We start from the raw sequence: 16,564 nt of genomic DNA, 5'->3' as shown, positions 1-16,564 counted from the left end.
ACACCGGCTGCAAGTCTTCGCGCTTGAGCCAGATATCGTTGCCCAGCCGCTCGGAAAGCTGGCGGGCAGACTGCAATGGGGTTTCTACGGCGACGTCGTAAACGCGCGAGGTGAGGATCTTTTTGACGTACTGTTCAAGCATCGGAAAGCATCACTGAGCGAGTTGGGCAGGACCATGGAGTCTAACCCGGCTTTTGTCCGCACGACCACACTAAACCGGTGGTTTCAGGCACCGTTGGACCATTGTGGCGAGGGAGCTTGCTGTCGCTGGAGTACGAAGCGCTCCCCCGCATTCATCCGGATGTATCGCTTACCAGGTTTTGCGACTGCTTCGCAGCCGAGCGGGAGCAAGCGCCCTCGCCACAAAAGCAATCCGGCACCCCGGCTCCAGTTCTCTGCCAATCGGACAATGACCTTCCCCGCCCCGAAGCCTATAATGCCGGCCTTTCGTTCCCTCCTCGGCACTCCGGAGCCCGCATGAACCAGGATCAACTCAAACAGGCAGTGGCTCAGGCCGCCGTCGACTTCATCCTTCCGAAACTCGACGACAAGAGCATCGTCGGTGTCGGCACCGGCTCCACCGCCAACTGTTTCATTGACGCGCTGGCCCAACACAAAGGTGCATTCGACGGCGCTGTCGCCAGCTCCGAAGCCACCGCCGCGCGCCTGAAGGGCCACGGGATTCCGGTGTACGAACTGAACACTGTCAGCGACCTGGAGTTCTACGTCGACGGTGCCGATGAAAGTGACGAGCACCTGAACCTGATCAAGGGCGGCGGCGCAGCCCTGACCCGTGAGAAGATCGTCGCGGCCGTGGCCAAGACTTTCATTTGCATCGCCGATGCCAGCAAGCTGGTGCCGGTCCTCGGCGCATTCCCGCTGCCGGTGGAAGTGATCCCGATGGCTCGCAGCCACGTGGCACGCCAACTGGTGAAACTGGGCGGCGACCCGGTCTACCGCGAAGGTGTGCTGACCGACAACGGCAATATCATCCTCGACGTGCACAACCTGCAGATCACCAACCCGGTGGAGCTGGAAACGCAGATCAATGCAATCGTCGGCGTTGTGACCAATGGCCTGTTCGCGGCGCGACCTGCAGACCTGTTGTTGCTGGGGACCAGCGAAGGCGTGAAGACCCTGCGCGCCGAGTAAGGCAAACGCATATTCCCTGTGGGAGCGGGCTTGCCCGCGATAGGGCCGTCACATTCAACATTGATGTTGACTGACAGGCCGCCATCGCGGGCAAGCCCGCTCCCACAGTGTTGCGTGGCGTTGATTAGGGTTGTGCTGGCTTCTTGAACACGTAGAACAAATTCGGCTCGCTCACCAGGTACATCGTACCGTCGTCGTCCATGGCGATCCCTTCCGCTTGCGGCACGGTCTTTTTCAGCCCCTGGCGCCCCTTGCTCAGTGACATGGTGCTCAGCGGTCGGCCGTCGACATCCAGCTCCAGAATCAACCGCGACTCGTCAGACAGCGCCATCAAGTGGCCGCTGCGCTCGTCGTATTGCAGGCTCGACAGATCACGCACGAACATCCCGGCATCGCGCTTGGGGTTGTTGATCACGTGCACCGCGTAAGATTTTTCCGGATTGAAATGCGGAAACCCGTGCACTTCATAGATCAGCATCGGGTCGCGCTCCTTGGCGACAAACAGACGCTTGCCCACCGAATCGTAAGCCAAGCCCTCAAAACCCTTGTTGCCGCTCATGTGCACACCAAGGGTCATTTGTTCCGCGTCCGCCGAGTCGAGGAAGGTGGTGTCGTCCTCCAGACGGATCTTGATCAGTCGCTGCTCACGTTCATCGGTGATGACATAGGTGTCGGCACTGATGAACTCAACGGCTTCCGGATCACCAAATCCGATCAAGGCAATGCGGCGAAGGATCCTGCCGTCCAGGGACAGTTCGATCAGTTCCGAGTTTTTATTGGTGACGGTGAACAGGCTTTTGCGCACCGGGTCGTAGGTCAGTGCCGAGACGTCATCATCGAGCCCCTCGATGACCTGCGCTTCCAAAACCACTTGATACTGGTCAAGGGCAATAGACTGGGTACTTAACGGCTGCCAGAGCGTGTGCAGATTGAACCAGGTCCGCTCAAACAGGCGCAGATACTGGCCGACCGCGATCAACACGATCAACGCAATCACCGACAGCATGAGAATCAGGGGTTTGGGGCGGGCAAATCGACGCATTGGAGGCAGGCTCGGAATTAGATCAGGCGGATGAAATATCACGCCTGTCTGAATTGAAGCTTAATGGCCACTTGCCCGCTCCTACAACCGACGCTGTAAATTCCTACAAAATTGTTTCAACGCTGTTTTTCAAAACGGTAAAACAGGTTCGGCTCGCTGACGAAATACAGGTTACCGGCCTCGTCCATGGTCACGCCTTCGGCGCGAGGGATGGTGTTTTTCAGGCCGTTGAAACCGCGCAGCAGCGTCATGAAACTGACCTGCTCGCCTTTTTCGTCGAGCTCCAGCAACAGGTGCGAATCAGCGGACAATACCAGGGTGTGGCCGGTCCGCGGATCGATGGCCAACGCTGACAGATTGCGAATATCCAGTTCGTCACTGGCCAATGCCTGCTTGTCACCGATCAGCTTCTGGCCATCACCCTTCCAGGTGAACAGCGCCGGTGGCCGTTCTTCGCCAAGCAGCAACTGCTGGTTACGCGGATCCCAGGTAACGGCTTCGAACGCCTTGTTCTGGTCTTTCGAGAGGCCCAGGTCATACTTGGGGAAGTTGGCGATGTTCAGCTCGCGGGTGTCGGCATCGACCTTGACGATGCTCACCAAGTGGTCACGCTCATCGACGATGGCCAGCAAACCACTGCCCATCACAGTGACGCCTTCGGGGTTGCTCCAGCCCACCAGAGGCATCTTGCGCAACACATCGCCCTGCAACGACAGCTCGACCAGGAACGGGTTTTTACCCATGACTGAAAACAGGGTCTTGGTCTGGGGATCGTAGGCAATGTCCGAAGCTTCATCCTTTTCCATGCCCGGCAGCGGCTTGGCGTCGATCACCGCGTGATAGTCCGGCAGCCAGACACTCTCCTGACGCTCGGCGGCGCTTTCGAAGCGTTCCTGGAGCCAGAGCACCCCGCGATCATCCCAATGCATGGCAAACGCCAGGCCGTATGCAATGGCGGCCACTAGCAAAAGCCAGGAATACCAACGCAAGGCAAAGCGTGAGCGACGGACAGGTTTGAGCGTGGTGAGCGGTGGAGTGGCCATCAGGGATGCGTTCCAGAAATTCAGGCTAGGGGTAATAGCACAATTGGGATCGGCTCAGACGCCGAAATCCCGGGAATTATCCAGACCGAATGTGAAAAAACCGGGAAATGGCAGCAACGCCTTCCGACCAGTAGGAGCAAAGCTTGCTCGCGATGAACGATAACCCGGTGTGTCAGGTATACCGCCATCGCGGGCAAGCCACGCTCCTACAGGGCTTGGTGCCGACTTAACGGACGCTGCTGGTGAAGCTGCTGGCGCCCGGCAGTTCCAGAACGATTTCGTCGCCAACATTCAACGGACCAACGCCCACCGGCGTGCCGGTCAGGATCACATCGCCCGCTTGCAGGGAGAAGCAGCCGGCCATGTGCTGGATCATCGGCACGATCGGGTTGAGCATCGCGCTGCTATTGCCGTCCTGGCGTACTTCACCGTTGATGGTCAGGCGGATGCCGATGTCAGTCAAATCAGCGAACGTGCTGCCGGAAACGAACGGAGCGATCACCGCCGCGCCATCGAAGGACTTGGCGATTTCCCAGGGCAGCCCCTTGGATTTCAGCTCGGCCTGCTTGTCGCGCAGGGTCAGATCCAGCGCCGGGGCAAACCCGGAGATGGCGTCGAGCACTTCTTCCACACTCGGCTTGGTCGACAAGGGCTTGCCGATCAACACCGCGATTTCCGCTTCGTAATGCACCGAACCACGCTCGGTCGGAATGCTGAAACCACCTTCCAGCGGCACCACGCAACTGCCCGGCTTGATGAACAGCAGCGGCTCGGTCGGTACCGGATTATCCAGCTCCTTGGCGTGTTCGGCGTAGTTACGGCCGATGCATACCACTTTTCCCAGCGGGAAGTGAATGCGCGTACCGTCGACATACTGGTGCTGATAGCTCATTACCGACTCCTGCTTCGTTGGCTCTTAAAGTTCGAAAAATCAAACAGCGAAAATCTTGCCCGGGTTCATGATGCCGTTCGGATCGAACACCGCTTTGACCGCTTTCATGTACTCGATCTCAACCGGCGAACGGCTGTAGGTCAAGTAATCACGCTTGGTCATGCCCACGCCGTGCTCGGCAGAAATCGAACCGTTGTACTTCTCGACGGTTTCGAACACCCACTTGTTGACGGTGGCGCACTTGGCGAAGAACTCGTCCTTGCTCAGGTTTTCCGGCTTGAGGATGTTCAAGTGCAGGTTGCCGTCGCCGATGTGACCGAACCAGACGATCTCGAAATCCGGGTAGTGCTCGCCAACGATCGCGTCGATTTCCTTCAGGAAGGCCGGGACTTTCGACACGGTGACCGAAATGTCGTTCTTGTACGGCGTCCAGTGGGAAATGGTTTCGGAGATGTATTCACGCAGCTTCCACAGGTTCTGCAGCTGGGTTTCGCTCTGGCTCATCACGCCGTCCAGCACCCAGCCCTGCTCGACGCAGTGCTCGAAGGTTTCCAGGGCGTGGTTGGCCACTTCTTCAGTGGTCGCTTCGAATTCCAGCAGCGCGTAGAACGGGCAGTCGGATTCGAACGGAGCGGGTACATCACCGCGAGCCATGACTTTGGCCAGGGCCTTGTCGGAGAAAAACTCGAACGCCGTCAGGTCGAGTTTGTTCTGGAAGGCGTGCAGTACCGGCATGATCGAGTCGAAATCGGCGGTGCCGAGGACCATCGCGGTGAGGTTTTTCGGCGCACGATCCAGGCGCATGGTCGCTTCCACGACAAAACCGAGCGTGCCTTCTGCGCCGATGAACAACTGACGCATGTCGTAGCCGGTGGCGTTCTTGATCAGGTCACGGTTCAGCTCCAGCACGTCGCCCTTGCCGGTGACGACTTTCATGCCAGCCACCCAGTTACGGGTCATGCCGTAGCGAATCACCTTGATTCCGCCGGCATTGGTGCCGATATTGCCGCCAATCTGGCTGGAACCGGAGGAGGCGAAGTCCACCGGGTAGTACAAGCCATTCTCTTCGGCGACATTCTGCAGTTGTTTAGTGACCACGCCCGGCTGACAAACGGCAGTGCGGTCGGTGAGGTTCACGTCGAGGATCTGGTTCATATAGTCGAACGACACGACCACCTCGCCATTGGCCGCCACGGCCGCGGCCGACAAACCGGTACGACCACCGGACGGCACCAGGGCGACCTTATGCTTGTTGGCCCACAGGACGATGGCCTGGACCTGCTCGGTGGTCTTCGGGAACACAATGGCGGTGGGGGCCGGGGCGAAATGCTTGGTCCAATCCTTACCGTAAGCATTCAGGGAGTCGGCATCGGTCAGCACCTTGCCAGGCTCAACCAGGGTCTTCAGCTCATCAATCAGGGCAGGATTGGTCATCGACAGAACTCTCGAACAATTCATGGTCATCCTGAGAACGCTTCACGTCGCAGGAATGAGTGTTTAGCGGGGCGCATATGCTAGCATACCGACCCCGCAGCATAGTGCCCAACGGCTATTCTGCGGCGACGGCTGTCGTGCCGTCCGGGTCAGCGTCTGCTGGCTATCTCCTGCCATTTTTCTCCGGGATACAGGTTTACGCAGATGAGCAAGACTTCTCTCGATAAGAGCAAGATCAAGTTCCTTCTTCTCGAAGGCGTCCACCAATCGGCTGTCGACGTCCTCAAGGCGGCGGGCTACACCAGCATCGAGTACCTCACAGGTTCTCTGCCGGAAGCCCAGCTCAAGGAAAAGATCGCTGATGCTCACTTCATCGGCATTCGCTCCCGTACGCAACTGACCGAAGAGATCTTCGATCACGCGAAGAAGCTCGTGGCGGTAGGGTGTTTCTGCATCGGCACCAACCAGGTCGACCTGGACGCGGCTCGCGAGCGCGGCATCGCCGTGTTCAACGCCCCGTACTCCAACACCCGTTCCGTAGCCGAGCTGGTGCTGGCCGAGGCAATCCTGTTGCTGCGCGGCATCCCGGAGAAGAACGCTTCCTGCCACCGTGGCGGCTGGATCAAGAGCGCGGCCAACTCTTTCGAGATCCGCGGCAAGAAGCTGGGCATCGTCGGCTATGGCTCGATCGGTACGCAATTGTCGGTCCTGGCCGAAGGCCTGGGCATGCAGGTGTACTTCTACGACACCATCACCAAACTGCCTTTGGGTAACGCTACTCAGGTCGGCAACCTGCACGAACTGCTGGCGATGTCCGACATCGTTTCGCTGCACGTTCCGGAAACCGCTGCCACCCAGTGGATGATGGGCGAGAAGGAAATCCGCGCCATCAAGAAGGGCGGCATCCTGATCAACGCAGCTCGCGGCACCGTTGTCGAGCTGGACCATCTGGCGGCGGCCATCAAGGACAAGCACCTGATCGGCGCGGCCATCGACGTATTCCCGGTGGAGCCACGCTCCAACGACGAAGAGTTCGAAAGCCCGTTGCGCGGCCTGGACAACGTGATCCTGACCCCGCACATCGGTGGTTCCACTGCTGAAGCCCAGGCCAATATCGGTCTGGAAGTGGCAGAGAAACTGGTCAAGTACAGCGACAACGGTACGTCGGTATCGTCGGTGAACTTCCCGGAAGTGGCCCTGCCGGCTCACCCTGGCAAGCACCGCCTGCTGCACATCCACGAGAACATCCCGGGTGTGATGAGCGAGATCAACAAGGTCTTCGCCGAAAACGGCATCAACATCTCCGGTCAGTTCCTGCAGACCAACGAGAAGGTTGGATACGTGGTGATCGACGTCGACGCCGAGTACTCGGACCTGGCGCAAGAGAAGCTGCAACACGTCAACGGCACCATCCGTAGCCGCGTTTTGTTCTGATCGCGACGCGAGCGAAAAAAGGGAGCCCTTCGGGGCTCCCTTTTTTTATTTGACGTTGACGGTGATTTTTTCGGACACGATTGGCGGATCGAACGGCATGTGACCGCTGTCGCCCAGTTCGAGCTGCAAAGTGTGCTTGCCCGGTGTCAGTTTTATTTCGGCCTGAGTCTGTGCCTTGCCGAAGTGCAGATGATTGGCATCGTTCGGGATCGGCTGACCCGCCGCCGGCAACTCATCGACATCGATCAGCAGGTGGTGGTGACCGGTATTCTTGGTGACGTCGCCTGCTGGCGCCAGCGCAATGTTCTCGACTGCGAACTTGACCACAACAGTCTGCGGAACTGTCGCACCGTCCTTGGGAGACACGATGGACACTTCGGCGCCTTTCGGTGCAGGCGTGGCAGCACTGGCCAGTACCGAAACGCCCATCAGCAAGCCAGCCAAAGCAGCACGTGACATAAAGGTTTTCATTCTCTTCTCCAGTTTTTCCGTAAAATCCGCGTGACCATGACAACTTCATGGTCAATCGTTGTCGAAGGCATTCGACAACCATAGCAAAGCGAACCTGAATCAGAGGGTCGCTATAAAAAATTCAAAGGAGTGACCATGCGCTTTCTGCCTGGCCTGATCTGCCTGCTACCCCTTTTGAGCCCGTTGGCTCATGCCGAATTGATTGACGACGTAAATGACCGCGGCGAACTACGCATCGCCATTGAGGCGAATACACCTCCATTCAACTTCAAGGAAGACGACAAACTCGCGGGTTTCGAAGTCGAACTGGGCCAAATGCTCGCCCAGGAACTGGATGTTCGGGCCGATTTTGTCGTCACCGATGCCAGTGATCTGCTCAATGGCGTGGAAAGCGGCAAATACGACGTTGCCATCAATCACATTACACAGACCCCGGGGCTGAAGGATCGTTTCGACTTCAGCGAGCCTTATCTCAAGACCAATGCGCAATTGGTCGCCAAGAAAGAAGAGCCGCAATCAATCTTGCTGGTGCAGTCGCTGACGGAAGAGAAGCCCAAGGCGAACCCGGTGGTTGACCTGGCGATTCCATTTCAAAAGGGCAATCCGGCGTTCCATGCCAGCCTGGAAGGTGCGTTGCAACGGATCAAGACCGATGGCCGAATGGAAAAACTGGTGGAGAAATGGTTTGGGGCGGAATCGGGCGCAGCGCCAAAACCCTGAAGACGATCGGTATCCAATGTGGGCGGGCTTGCCCGCTCCCACAGGGGGTTTATGGTGACTATCGGTTTTGGTTTGCCAGCGCCTGGGCAGCTTGCGGCAACTCCAGCTCACTGAACACCAACACTCCATGACGCTTGAGCAACGCCGCCGTCACGCCTTCGCCACTGACTTTCACACCACTGAACGTGCCGTCATAGGTGAGCAGATTGCCGCATGACGGGCTGTTGGCCTTGAGCACGGCAATGCGGATGCCATGTTTTTGTACCAGCTCCAGCGCCTGCTTCGCCCCGGACAGAAACTGCGCGCTGACGTCCTCACCCTCGGTAGTGATCACCGCTGCAAGGCCTTCAAGTACGTCACTGCCCTGCCCGCCCGGGATTTCCGCAGCCGCCCGTGGTGTTGGCAATCCTCCGGCAACTTCCGGGCATAGTGGCACGACGCGCCCCTCGTCGAGCCAACGCTGAAGCTGATCGAATGGCCCGCTGGCGCCGCCGTCGTAGCGAACGCGATGCCCCAGCAGACAGCGGCTTACCAAAATCTTCTGCATGATCAGAATGGCTCGTTGCCCCGGCGCCGGAACCAGCCGGTCAACGACAGGCGCTCCCGGGTCGCCGGCAGGACTTCATGGGGGACTTCACCTGACAGGAACACCACCAGGCATCCCCCGACCGGTACTACATCGTATTCCGCGCTTTCGTCCAGGTACATGCGCAACTGGCCACCATGCTCGGGCAGCCACGCGTCATTGAGATAGACCACCGCCGACACCATGCGCCGATCGTCGTCGCGAAACCGGTCGAGATGCCGAAGGTAAAACGCCCCAGGCGGGTACATGGCGAAATGACTTTCGAAATCCTCCAACCCCAGGAACAAACCGCGATTCATTGCCTCGCGCAGACTGTCCATCAACCCCAGATAACTGTCGCACGCGTCGGCCTGGCCCGGCTCGATCCACTGAATGTGATCGCCGCGAATGCCCTCGCGGACCTCCGATAACGGCCCACGCCCTACCGCCGCCGGGGCCAGTTCACCCTCGGCAGCACGTTTACGGCACTCGGCCGCCAGTGCCCGGGTCAGATCCAGAGGCAGGAAAATATTCTGCTGAGACCAGCCGTTGGCAGCCAGGTCGTCGACGATACGTAACAGCAGCGGGTGATCAGAAGGTATTTGCATGGCGCGCATAGTATTCCTGCGCCTGAAAATCCGACAGAGCCGCGCAGCGGGTTGATACGAATTCTCGACAAGTCCTGATGCCACACGGAGAATAGTCGCCTGCCGACAGGAGTCCCTATGCGCCGTTTGCTTTTCTCACTGCTGATGTTCTGTGTATTGCCCGCCTGGGCAGACGGCCACGACCAGTTGTACAAGGTCGCCGGCTGGCCGGAACAACGCGCGCATTTCAACGATGCCCTTGCCGCCGCGCAAAAACGATACGAAAGCAGCCTGCCACCGGCGGTGTTCCAGGCATTGGTCAATAACAGTAATCAGCGGTTTTCCCCCAACGCCGTGGACCATCGCGCGCAAGCGCAGCTGCGCAAGAACCTCGTCGATCCAAAACCGGCTTTGGCGTTCTTCCAGTCACCGCTGGGCAAGAAAATCGTCGCTGCCGAATTACTCGCCACCCGTCGCGACCAATTGGCAAAAAACGCCAAGGGTTTGCCGAAAATGCAGGCCAGCGACAGCCGCCTGCTGATCATCGGCCATCTGGCCCAGGCCCTGCCCGCCCGTGAAGCTGGCGCCGAGGTCAGCCTGGCGATTGCCGGTGTCGCCGCCGACAGCCTGAGCTCGATGATCCCCGGCCTGCTCGGCGCCGGGCAGGCGCAGGGCATGTTGAACGGTCAGCGCCAGCGCTTGATGGAGCAGATCGGCAGCGATCTGAACAACACGCTGCTCTACGTCTATCGCGACCTGTCGGATGAAGAGCTGGAAGAGTTCGCCACGTTTGCCGAATCGGCAGAAGGCAAGGCGTATTACCAGGCAGCGCTGGCGGCGATCAAGGCCGGGTTGGCGGTGGGGCAGAGTTCTTCAAACCTCGGCCAGTGATCTTCGGCGCCATATAGATCGCCATCGCCAGCAGGCTGGCTCCCACATTGGATTTGTAGACACCGGACCATTGTGGGAGCCAGCCTGCTGGCGATGGGGCCCGAACTATCGCTACAAATTCCTGCCCTTTATCCGCTTGCTCAAGAAACCGAAATACTCCCCGCGCAACACCAGCGCCTCATTCGCCAGATGATGCCGCGCCTCGGGCAACATCAATACCTGCGGCCGGTCGAACTTTGCCCGTAATACCTCAAGGTTGTGCTGCCAATCCACGGTCATGTCCGCCTGCCCCTGCACAATCAATGGTCGACGGTTGCTGCCCGGCGCCGCTTCGATGCGTTTGATCCACTGCGCCAGCGCCCCGACCCAGGCGGTTGGCAGCCGTAGCGGTTGCAAGGGATCGGCCTGCAGGAACGGTAGAAAATCCGGATCGTTGGAGTTCTCACTGAAGCGCCGCGCAATCGCTTTGACGAATGGCCGGAGCAAGTAATAGCTGAAGTGCGACCAGCCCCACGCTCGCGGCCGCACCAGCGGCGCCAATAGAATCACCTGCCCTTGCGCCGGGCTGTTCGCCCCGGCATTCAACACATGGTCGATCACGATCGCCCCACCGGTGCTCTGCCCGCACAGGTGCCACGGTTGCGGCAGGTCGAGGGATTGCGCTTCGGCAAACAGCCCTTGCAAGGTGTCCTGGTACTCGGCGAAATCCTTGATGCTCGCCCGCTCGCCACTGGACAGACCATGTCCGGGCAGGTCGCAGGCGATCACCGCAAATTGCTGATCGAGCGCCCACTCGATCACATGACGATAGAGCCCGGTGTGATCGTAAAAACCATGAAAGACAAACAGGGTCGCTTTCGCCTGCTGCGGCCACCAGACCTGGCTGACCACCTCATAGCCGTCGACTTGAAAACGCCCCAGGCCGCGGCGCACGTCGCGCGACGAAAAATCCAGTCCGTAAAATCGCTGATAGGCCTGCGCCTGCGCTGACAACGGCTGACCTTCAGCCAGTGGCCGCAGGCTGGCGCGCAGATCGTTGGGGTCGAAAGTGGCGGGCATGAACGATTCCATTACCTGAAACGGACTTTATGGACCTGCGATATTCATCTGTCGCAGCAAGCATGGCAAGCTAGCCGACCTTCGAGGATTGAACCGATGCGCTCGCCCGTTCGTGCCACCCTGTTTGTCAGCCTGCTGACCCTGCTCTGCGCCGCAGTGCTGTGGGCGGCTTACGACTGGTTCCAGGGGCGCTACCTGCGCGCATTCAGCGAACACACCGCTGTGTTCTCCGGCGACCCGCTGCGTTTACCCGACACCCTTGCCGGACCGGGCGCCATCCGTCTGGTGCATTTCTGGGACCCGGCCTGCCCGTGCAACGTCGGCAATCAACAACACCTCAGCGAACTGGTTGAACAGTACGTACCAAAAGGCGTTGAATTCTATGCGGTGCAAAAAACCGGCAGCCACGGACAACTGCCGAGCAACCTGAGCAGCCTGAAAACACTGACCATCCTGCCCGGCTCCGAACAAGTCCCCGCCAGCCCTGCCGTGGCGATTTGGGACCGCACCGGCAAACTGGCGTACTTCGGCCCTTACAGCGAAGGCCTGACTTGCAACTCGAGCAACAGTTTTATCGAGCCGATCCTGCAAGCGTTAAACGAAGGTCGTGCAGTGAGTGCCACGCACACACTGGCCGTAGGGTGTTACTGCCCGTGGCCTGCCACTACGACTCAGTAGCGACAAACGCCGCAATGCGAATCCCTCCTACGGGCGATGCCTGTTTACGGTGAGCCGTGTTAAACAGTGGCACCAGGGATTTGCTACCACCATAACAACAAGGAGTCACCATGAAACGTAGCCTGACCGCACTCGGTTTGTTGGTCGTCGCAATCGCTGCCGCTGGCGGCTGGTACGTCTACAGCAAGCAGCCGACACGTCAGGGCATGGTGGAGCTGCAACACCTGCAAGGCTCGGTCACCGTACGTTACGACGAGCGCGGCATCCCGCACATCCGCGGCGAAAACGAAACCGATCTGTACCGCGCGCTTGGCTACGTCCACGCCCAGGATCGACTGTTCCAGATGGAAGTCCTGCGGCGCCTCGCCCGGGGGGAGCTGGCGGAGGTGCTGGGGCCGAAGCTGCTCGACACCGACAAATTGATGCGCAGCCTGCGCATTCGCGAACGTGCCGAAACCTACCTGGCCAATCTGGACCAGCAATCACCGGCCTTCATCGCCATGCAAGCCTATCTGGACGGTATCAACCAGTATCAGGACAGCCATGCAAAACCCGTGGAGTTCGATGTTCTGGGTATCCAGAAGCGCCCGTTTACCGCCCAGGACACCATCAGCATCGCCGGCTACATGGCCTACAGTTTTGCCGCAGCGTTCCGTACCGAACCGCTGCTGACCTACGTACGCGATCAACTCGGCTCGCAATACCTGAACGTTTTCGACCTCGACTGGCAGCCCAAAGGCGTGCTGGCCAAGCAACACAACGCCGCCGCACCAACCCTCGCCAACGCGGACTGGAAAGACCTCAACGCCCTCGCCCGCCTCAGTGAGCAAGCCTTGGCCGACAACGGCCTGCCGCAATTCGAGGGCAGCAATGCCTGGGTGGTCGCCGGCAATCACACCAAAAGTGGCAAGCCGCTGCTGGCCGGCGATCCGCATATCCGTTTCTCCGCGCCGTCGGTGTGGTACGAGGCGCACCTCTCGGCACCGGGTTTTGACCTGTACGGCCACTATCAGGCCCTGATGCCTTTCGCCTCGCTGGGCATGAACCGTGATTTCGGCTGGAGCATCACCATGTTCCAGAACGACGACCTGGACTTGATCGCCGAGAAGGTCAACCCGGACAACCCCAATCAGGTCTGGTATCGCGGCAAGTGGGTTGATCTGGTGAGCAGCGAACAGCAGATCGCGGTGAAGGGCCAGGCACCGGTCTCCCTGGTATTGCGCCAGTCGCCCCACGGCCCGATCATCAATGATGCGCTGGGCAACAGCGTCGGCAAAACGCCGATCGCCATGTGGTGGGGGTTCCTGGAAAGCCAGAACCCGATTCTCGAAGGTTTCTATCAGCTCAATCGCGCCGACACCCTGGCCAAGGCGCGCAGCGCGGCCGCCAAGGTTCAGGCGCCCGGCCTGAACATCGTCTGGGCCAACGCCAAGGGTGATATCGGCTGGTGGGCGGCGGCGCAGCTGCCCAAGCGGCCTGCCGGCGTAAAGCCGTGGTTCATTCTCGACGGCAGCAGTGCCGAGGCGGACAAGGACGGTTTCTACCCGTTCAGCGCCAACCCGCAGGAAGAAAACCCGGCACGGGGCTATATCGTCTCCGCCAACTTCCAGCCAGTGTCGGCGACAGGCATGGAGATTCCCGGTTACTACAACCTGGCCGACCGTGGTCAGCAGCTCAATCAACAGCTCGGCGACAAGGCCATCAAGTGGGATCTCGATGCCAGCCAGAAACTGCAACTGGGCACCACCACCGGCTACGGCCAGCGTCTGTTGGCACCGCTGCTACCGGTGCTGCGCTCGGTAGTGACGGATCCTGCCGAACTGAAACTGGTGGAGCAACTGGCGCAATGGAAGGGCGATTATCCGCTGGAGTCCACCAGCGCCACCGTGTTCAACCAGTTCCTGTTCAACCTTGCCGATGCGGCGATGCACGATGAGCTGGGCAATGATTTTTTCGAGACGCTGCTGTCGACCCGAGTGATCGACGCTGCACTCCCGCGCCTGGCGGCCAATCCGGATTCGCCGTGGTGGGATAACCGCAACACACTCGGCAAGGAAACCCGGGCCGACACGGTCAAGGTTGCCTGGCAAGCGAGCATCGCCCACCTCAAGGCCACCCTTGGAGCGGACTTCGCGCAATGGCAGTGGGGCAAGGCGCACACGCTGACCCATGGCCATCCGCTGGGGCAGCAGAAACCGCTGGACCGGATCTTCAACGTCGGCCCGTTCGCGGCACCCGGCAGCCATGAAGTGCCGAACAACCTGTCGGCCAAGATCGGCCCGGCACCCTGGCCGGTCACCTATGGCCCGTCGACCCGCCGCCTGATCGACTTCGCCGACCCGACCCACAGCCTGACAATCAATCCGGTTGGCCAGAGTGGCGTGCCGTTCGACAGTCATTTCGATGATCAGGCCGATGCGTATGTCGAAGGGGTTTACTACCAGGCGCACCTCACTGATGAAGAGGTGACGGCCAATACCCGCAGCACCTTGAAGCTGTTGCCGGCGCGCTCAAAGCAATAGCGGCTAATTGATTGAGCGGACGCCTTCGCGGGCAAGCCTCGCTCCTACGGGATACTGAATGATGTAAATCCCGTAGGAGCGAGGCTTGCCCGCGAAGAGGCCCTTGCTTACACCATCGCCGCAAAGTTCAGCCTGAACTGCTGCGGTGTCACCCCCAACCTGCGATTGAACACGCTGCGCATGTGCTGGGCATCGCGAAAGCCGCACTGCCAGGCCACGGTCTTGAGCGGTGCCCGTGTGCTCTCGAGCATCACCCGCGCGGCATCCACTCTCGCCCGCTCAACGAACTCGGCGGGGGTGATTTTCGCTTCCTTGGCGAACACCCGGGAAAAGTTGCGCGCGCTCATGTTGGCGGCATTGGCCAGATCGGCGATGGTCAGGTCGCCCGTCAGATTGGCCAGCACATAATGCTGGACCATCGCCACCGCCGACGTCGGTTCGGCGTGAGGGGTCAGGAACGGACTGAATTGTGATTGCCCCCCGGAGCGCTGGGTGAACACTACCAATCGCTTTGCCACGTTCAGTGCCACTTCCGGTCCGTGATCGCGTGCCAGTAAATATAGCGACAGGTCGATGCCCGCCGTCACGCCGGCCGAGGTGTAGAGTTCGGCGTCCTGTACGTACAAACGATCGGCTTCGACCCGGGTCGACGGACACAATGCCGCCAGCGCCGCCGCATCGCCCCAATGTGTCGTCACCGTCCGCCCTTCCAGCAAACCGGCCCGGGCCAGCATGAACGCACCGTTGCAGATCGACCCAAAGCGTTGCGCCAACGCGCAGGCATCTCGCAACCAGGCATTGAACGCGGCGCCAAAATCCATCAATGGCAACTGCGGACCTCCGGCCACCAGCAGCAAATCGTAAGCCTGTGACGCTTTGCTGAAATGCCGATGGGCGTTCAGCGCCAGGCCATTCGAACACGCCATCACCCCGTGCTCCACGCCGATCACTTCCAGTCGATAGTGATCTTCGGGCGCCAGAAAGCGATTGGCCTCGCAGAACACATCCATAGGACCGGTGACATCCAGCGACTGAACGCCGGCGAACACCACGATGGCGACGGTTTTACTCATGGTTCGAAACGCCTGTATGGATCACGCTTACTGTGGCAAGAGAGCTTGCTCGCGCTCGACTGCGCAGCAATCGCAAAATCGCCGGATACGATACACCTGAATCTCGGTCGCAGATTTGGGGGCTGCTTCGCAGCCCAGCGGGAGCAAGCTCCCTCGCCACAAAAGCACGGCTACCGCGACCAACCCTAGCCAATCCGGGTCCAACAAGCGAGGCTGGCGCGATATGCATGCTCATTGGCAAGGATCGCAGCCACGCTTCGATTGTTCGCTTGAGGGGCCGCGGACAGACTTGAATCCTCAGCGCCGCCACGGCGCTCACTGTGAGGAATCGTCCATGAGCACCACCATCGCCGGGATCAAAATCCCCGACAGCGCACTGGTCAAAGCAACCACCGAATACATCCGCGACATCGAATCCGACCTGCTCTACCACCACTCGCGCCGGGTGTTTCTGTTCGGCGCGCTGAGCGGTGAGCGCAAGCAACTGGCCTACAACCCGGAGCTTCTGTATGTCGGCGCGATGTTCCATGACCTGGGGCTGGTGGAAGGTTACCGCAGTGACAACGAACGCTTCGAAGTCGATGGCGCCAACGCGGCGGCGGCGTTTCTCAAGCCATACGGGCTGAGCGAAGACGATATCGAGCAAGTCTGGTTGTCGATTGCCCTGCACACCACGCCGGGCGTACCGCAGCACTTGCGGCCGACCGTGGCGCTGGTGACTGCCGGCGTCGAGATGGACGTGCTGGGGATGGACTACGCGGCGTTTTCCACTGAGCAGCGCGAAGCGGTGGTGCATGCGCATCCGCGGGGCGAGGGATTCAAGGAGTGCATCATCTGCGCCTTTGCCGACGGTTTGCGCCATCGCCCGCAGACGACGTTCGGCAACGTGAAGACGGATGTGCTGATGGATCAGGAGCCGGGGTTCAAGCCGATGAACTTCGTCGAGGTCATCCGCAAATCCCCTTGGATTGCCTGACCGCACATGATCGTTCCTACGCTCT

The 16,564-nt window shown here is 59.8% G+C and carries 17 protein-coding genes; 7 read left to right on the top strand and 10 right to left on the bottom strand.

All coding sequences use genetic code 11. The annotated features are described in order from the left end of the window. A partial coding sequence (locus tag D8V06_RS30945) for a hypothetical protein (protein WP_177434485.1) occupies positions 1–142 on the bottom strand: 142 nt, incomplete at its 3' end. Between the two features lie 335 nt (positions 143–477). Between D8V06_RS30945 and rpiA the strand changes: the two genes are divergently transcribed. Beyond that, entirely contained in the window at positions 478–1,152 is a 675-nt protein-coding gene (rpiA, locus tag D8V06_RS24095; protein WP_056854031.1) for a ribose-5-phosphate isomerase RpiA, read from the top strand. A gap of 124 nt (positions 1,153–1,276) precedes the next feature. Here rpiA and D8V06_RS24085 read toward each other — a convergent pair whose 3' ends face one another. The 4 genes from D8V06_RS24085 to D8V06_RS24070 form a co-directional block, all read right to left on the bottom strand. Next, a complete protein-coding gene (locus D8V06_RS24085) occupies positions 1,277–2,194 on the bottom strand; it encodes an SdiA-regulated domain-containing protein (protein WP_056854032.1) in 918 nt (305 codons plus the stop codon). 116 nt (positions 2,195–2,310) lie between these two features. Beyond that, complete coding sequence (locus D8V06_RS24080) at positions 2,311–3,237, bottom strand: SdiA-regulated domain-containing protein (RefSeq protein WP_130908347.1); 927 nt, start codon at positions 3,235–3,237, stop codon at positions 2,311–2,313. Positions 3,238–3,463: 226 nt separating this feature from the next. After that, a complete protein-coding gene (locus D8V06_RS24075) occupies positions 3,464–4,129 on the bottom strand; it encodes a fumarylacetoacetate hydrolase family protein (protein WP_020797317.1) in 666 nt (221 codons plus the stop codon). 39 nt (positions 4,130–4,168) lie between these two features. Continuing rightward, a complete protein-coding gene (locus D8V06_RS24070; protein WP_056854034.1) occupies positions 4,169–5,563 on the bottom strand; it encodes an FAD-binding oxidoreductase in 1,395 nt (464 codons plus the stop codon). 204 nt (positions 5,564–5,767) lie between these two features. On the opposite strand from D8V06_RS24070, the gene serA reads away from it, so the two are divergent. Next, on the top strand, positions 5,768–6,997 hold the full coding sequence (serA, locus tag D8V06_RS24065) for a phosphoglycerate dehydrogenase (protein WP_056854035.1): 1,230 nt from the start codon (positions 5,768–5,770) through the stop codon (positions 6,995–6,997). Between the two features lie 45 nt (positions 6,998–7,042). Here serA and D8V06_RS24060 read toward each other — a convergent pair whose 3' ends face one another. Then, positions 7,043–7,468 carry a DUF4399 domain-containing protein gene (locus D8V06_RS24060; protein WP_056854036.1) on the bottom strand — a complete coding sequence of 142 codons (426 nt, stop codon included), beginning with the start codon at positions 7,466–7,468 and terminating at the stop codon, positions 7,043–7,045. Between the two features lie 135 nt (positions 7,469–7,603). On the opposite strand from D8V06_RS24060, the gene D8V06_RS24055 reads away from it, so the two are divergent. Beyond that, the gene (locus tag D8V06_RS24055) at positions 7,604–8,188 is read left to right on the top strand and encodes a transporter substrate-binding domain-containing protein (RefSeq protein WP_056854037.1); all 585 of its coding nucleotides are present in this window, start codon (positions 7,604–7,606) and stop codon (positions 8,186–8,188) included. A gap of 58 nt (positions 8,189–8,246) precedes the next feature. On the opposite strand, the gene D8V06_RS24050 is transcribed toward D8V06_RS24055, so the two are convergent. Both D8V06_RS24050 and D8V06_RS24045 read right to left on the bottom strand, forming a co-directional pair. After that, a complete protein-coding gene (locus D8V06_RS24050; RefSeq protein WP_130906070.1) occupies positions 8,247–8,735 on the bottom strand; it encodes a DUF523 domain-containing protein in 489 nt (162 codons plus the stop codon). 2 nt (positions 8,736–8,737) lie between these two features. Beyond that, positions 8,738–9,370: a 2OG-Fe(II) oxygenase gene (locus tag D8V06_RS24045; protein WP_056854039.1), complete on the bottom strand. Its 633-nt coding sequence runs from the start codon at positions 9,368–9,370 to the stop codon at positions 8,738–8,740. A 108-nt stretch (positions 9,371–9,478) separates the two neighbouring features. On the opposite strand from D8V06_RS24045, the gene D8V06_RS24040 reads away from it, so the two are divergent. Continuing rightward, positions 9,479–10,231, top strand: coding sequence for a DUF2059 domain-containing protein (locus D8V06_RS24040; RefSeq protein ID WP_130931945.1), 753 nt, complete (start codon positions 9,479–9,481; stop codon positions 10,229–10,231). Positions 10,232–10,342: 111 nt separating this feature from the next. Here the strand turns inward: D8V06_RS24040 and D8V06_RS24035 are convergent, their stop codons facing one another. After that, positions 10,343–11,290, bottom strand: a complete 948-nt coding sequence (locus D8V06_RS24035) for an alpha/beta hydrolase (RefSeq protein WP_130906071.1) — start codon at positions 11,288–11,290, stop codon at positions 10,343–10,345. A gap of 96 nt (positions 11,291–11,386) precedes the next feature. On the opposite strand from D8V06_RS24035, the gene D8V06_RS24030 reads away from it, so the two are divergent. Together D8V06_RS24030 and D8V06_RS24025 are read left to right on the top strand one after the other, a co-directional pair. After that, positions 11,387–11,968 (top strand): DUF6436 domain-containing protein, encoded by a 582-nt coding sequence (locus D8V06_RS24030; RefSeq protein WP_056854042.1) that lies wholly within the window; start codon positions 11,387–11,389, stop codon positions 11,966–11,968. A 110-nt stretch (positions 11,969–12,078) separates the two neighbouring features. Beyond that, positions 12,079–14,490: a penicillin acylase family protein gene (locus tag D8V06_RS24025; protein ID WP_130906072.1), complete on the top strand. Its 2,412-nt coding sequence runs from the start codon at positions 12,079–12,081 to the stop codon at positions 14,488–14,490. 107 nt (positions 14,491–14,597) lie between these two features. Here the strand turns inward: D8V06_RS24025 and D8V06_RS24020 are convergent, their stop codons facing one another. Continuing rightward, positions 14,598–15,563, bottom strand: coding sequence for a DJ-1/PfpI family protein (locus D8V06_RS24020; protein ID WP_056854044.1), 966 nt, complete (start codon positions 15,561–15,563; stop codon positions 14,598–14,600). A 334-nt stretch (positions 15,564–15,897) separates the two neighbouring features. Here D8V06_RS24020 and D8V06_RS24015 point away from each other — a divergent pair, with 334 nt between their 5' ends. After that, positions 15,898–16,539 carry an HD domain-containing protein gene (locus tag D8V06_RS24015; RefSeq protein WP_130931944.1) on the top strand — a complete coding sequence of 214 codons (642 nt, stop codon included), beginning with the start codon at positions 15,898–15,900 and terminating at the stop codon, positions 16,537–16,539. Positions 16,540–16,564: the final 25 nt, after the last annotated feature.

The sequence above is a fragment of the Pseudomonas sp. Sample_24 genome, assembly GCF_004307605.1.
Taxonomy (GTDB): Bacteria; Pseudomonadota; Gammaproteobacteria; order Pseudomonadales; family Pseudomonadaceae; genus Aquipseudomonas.
Note: the sequence above shows the minus strand (reverse complement) of the source record. Positions and strands in the feature narration are given on the sequence as shown.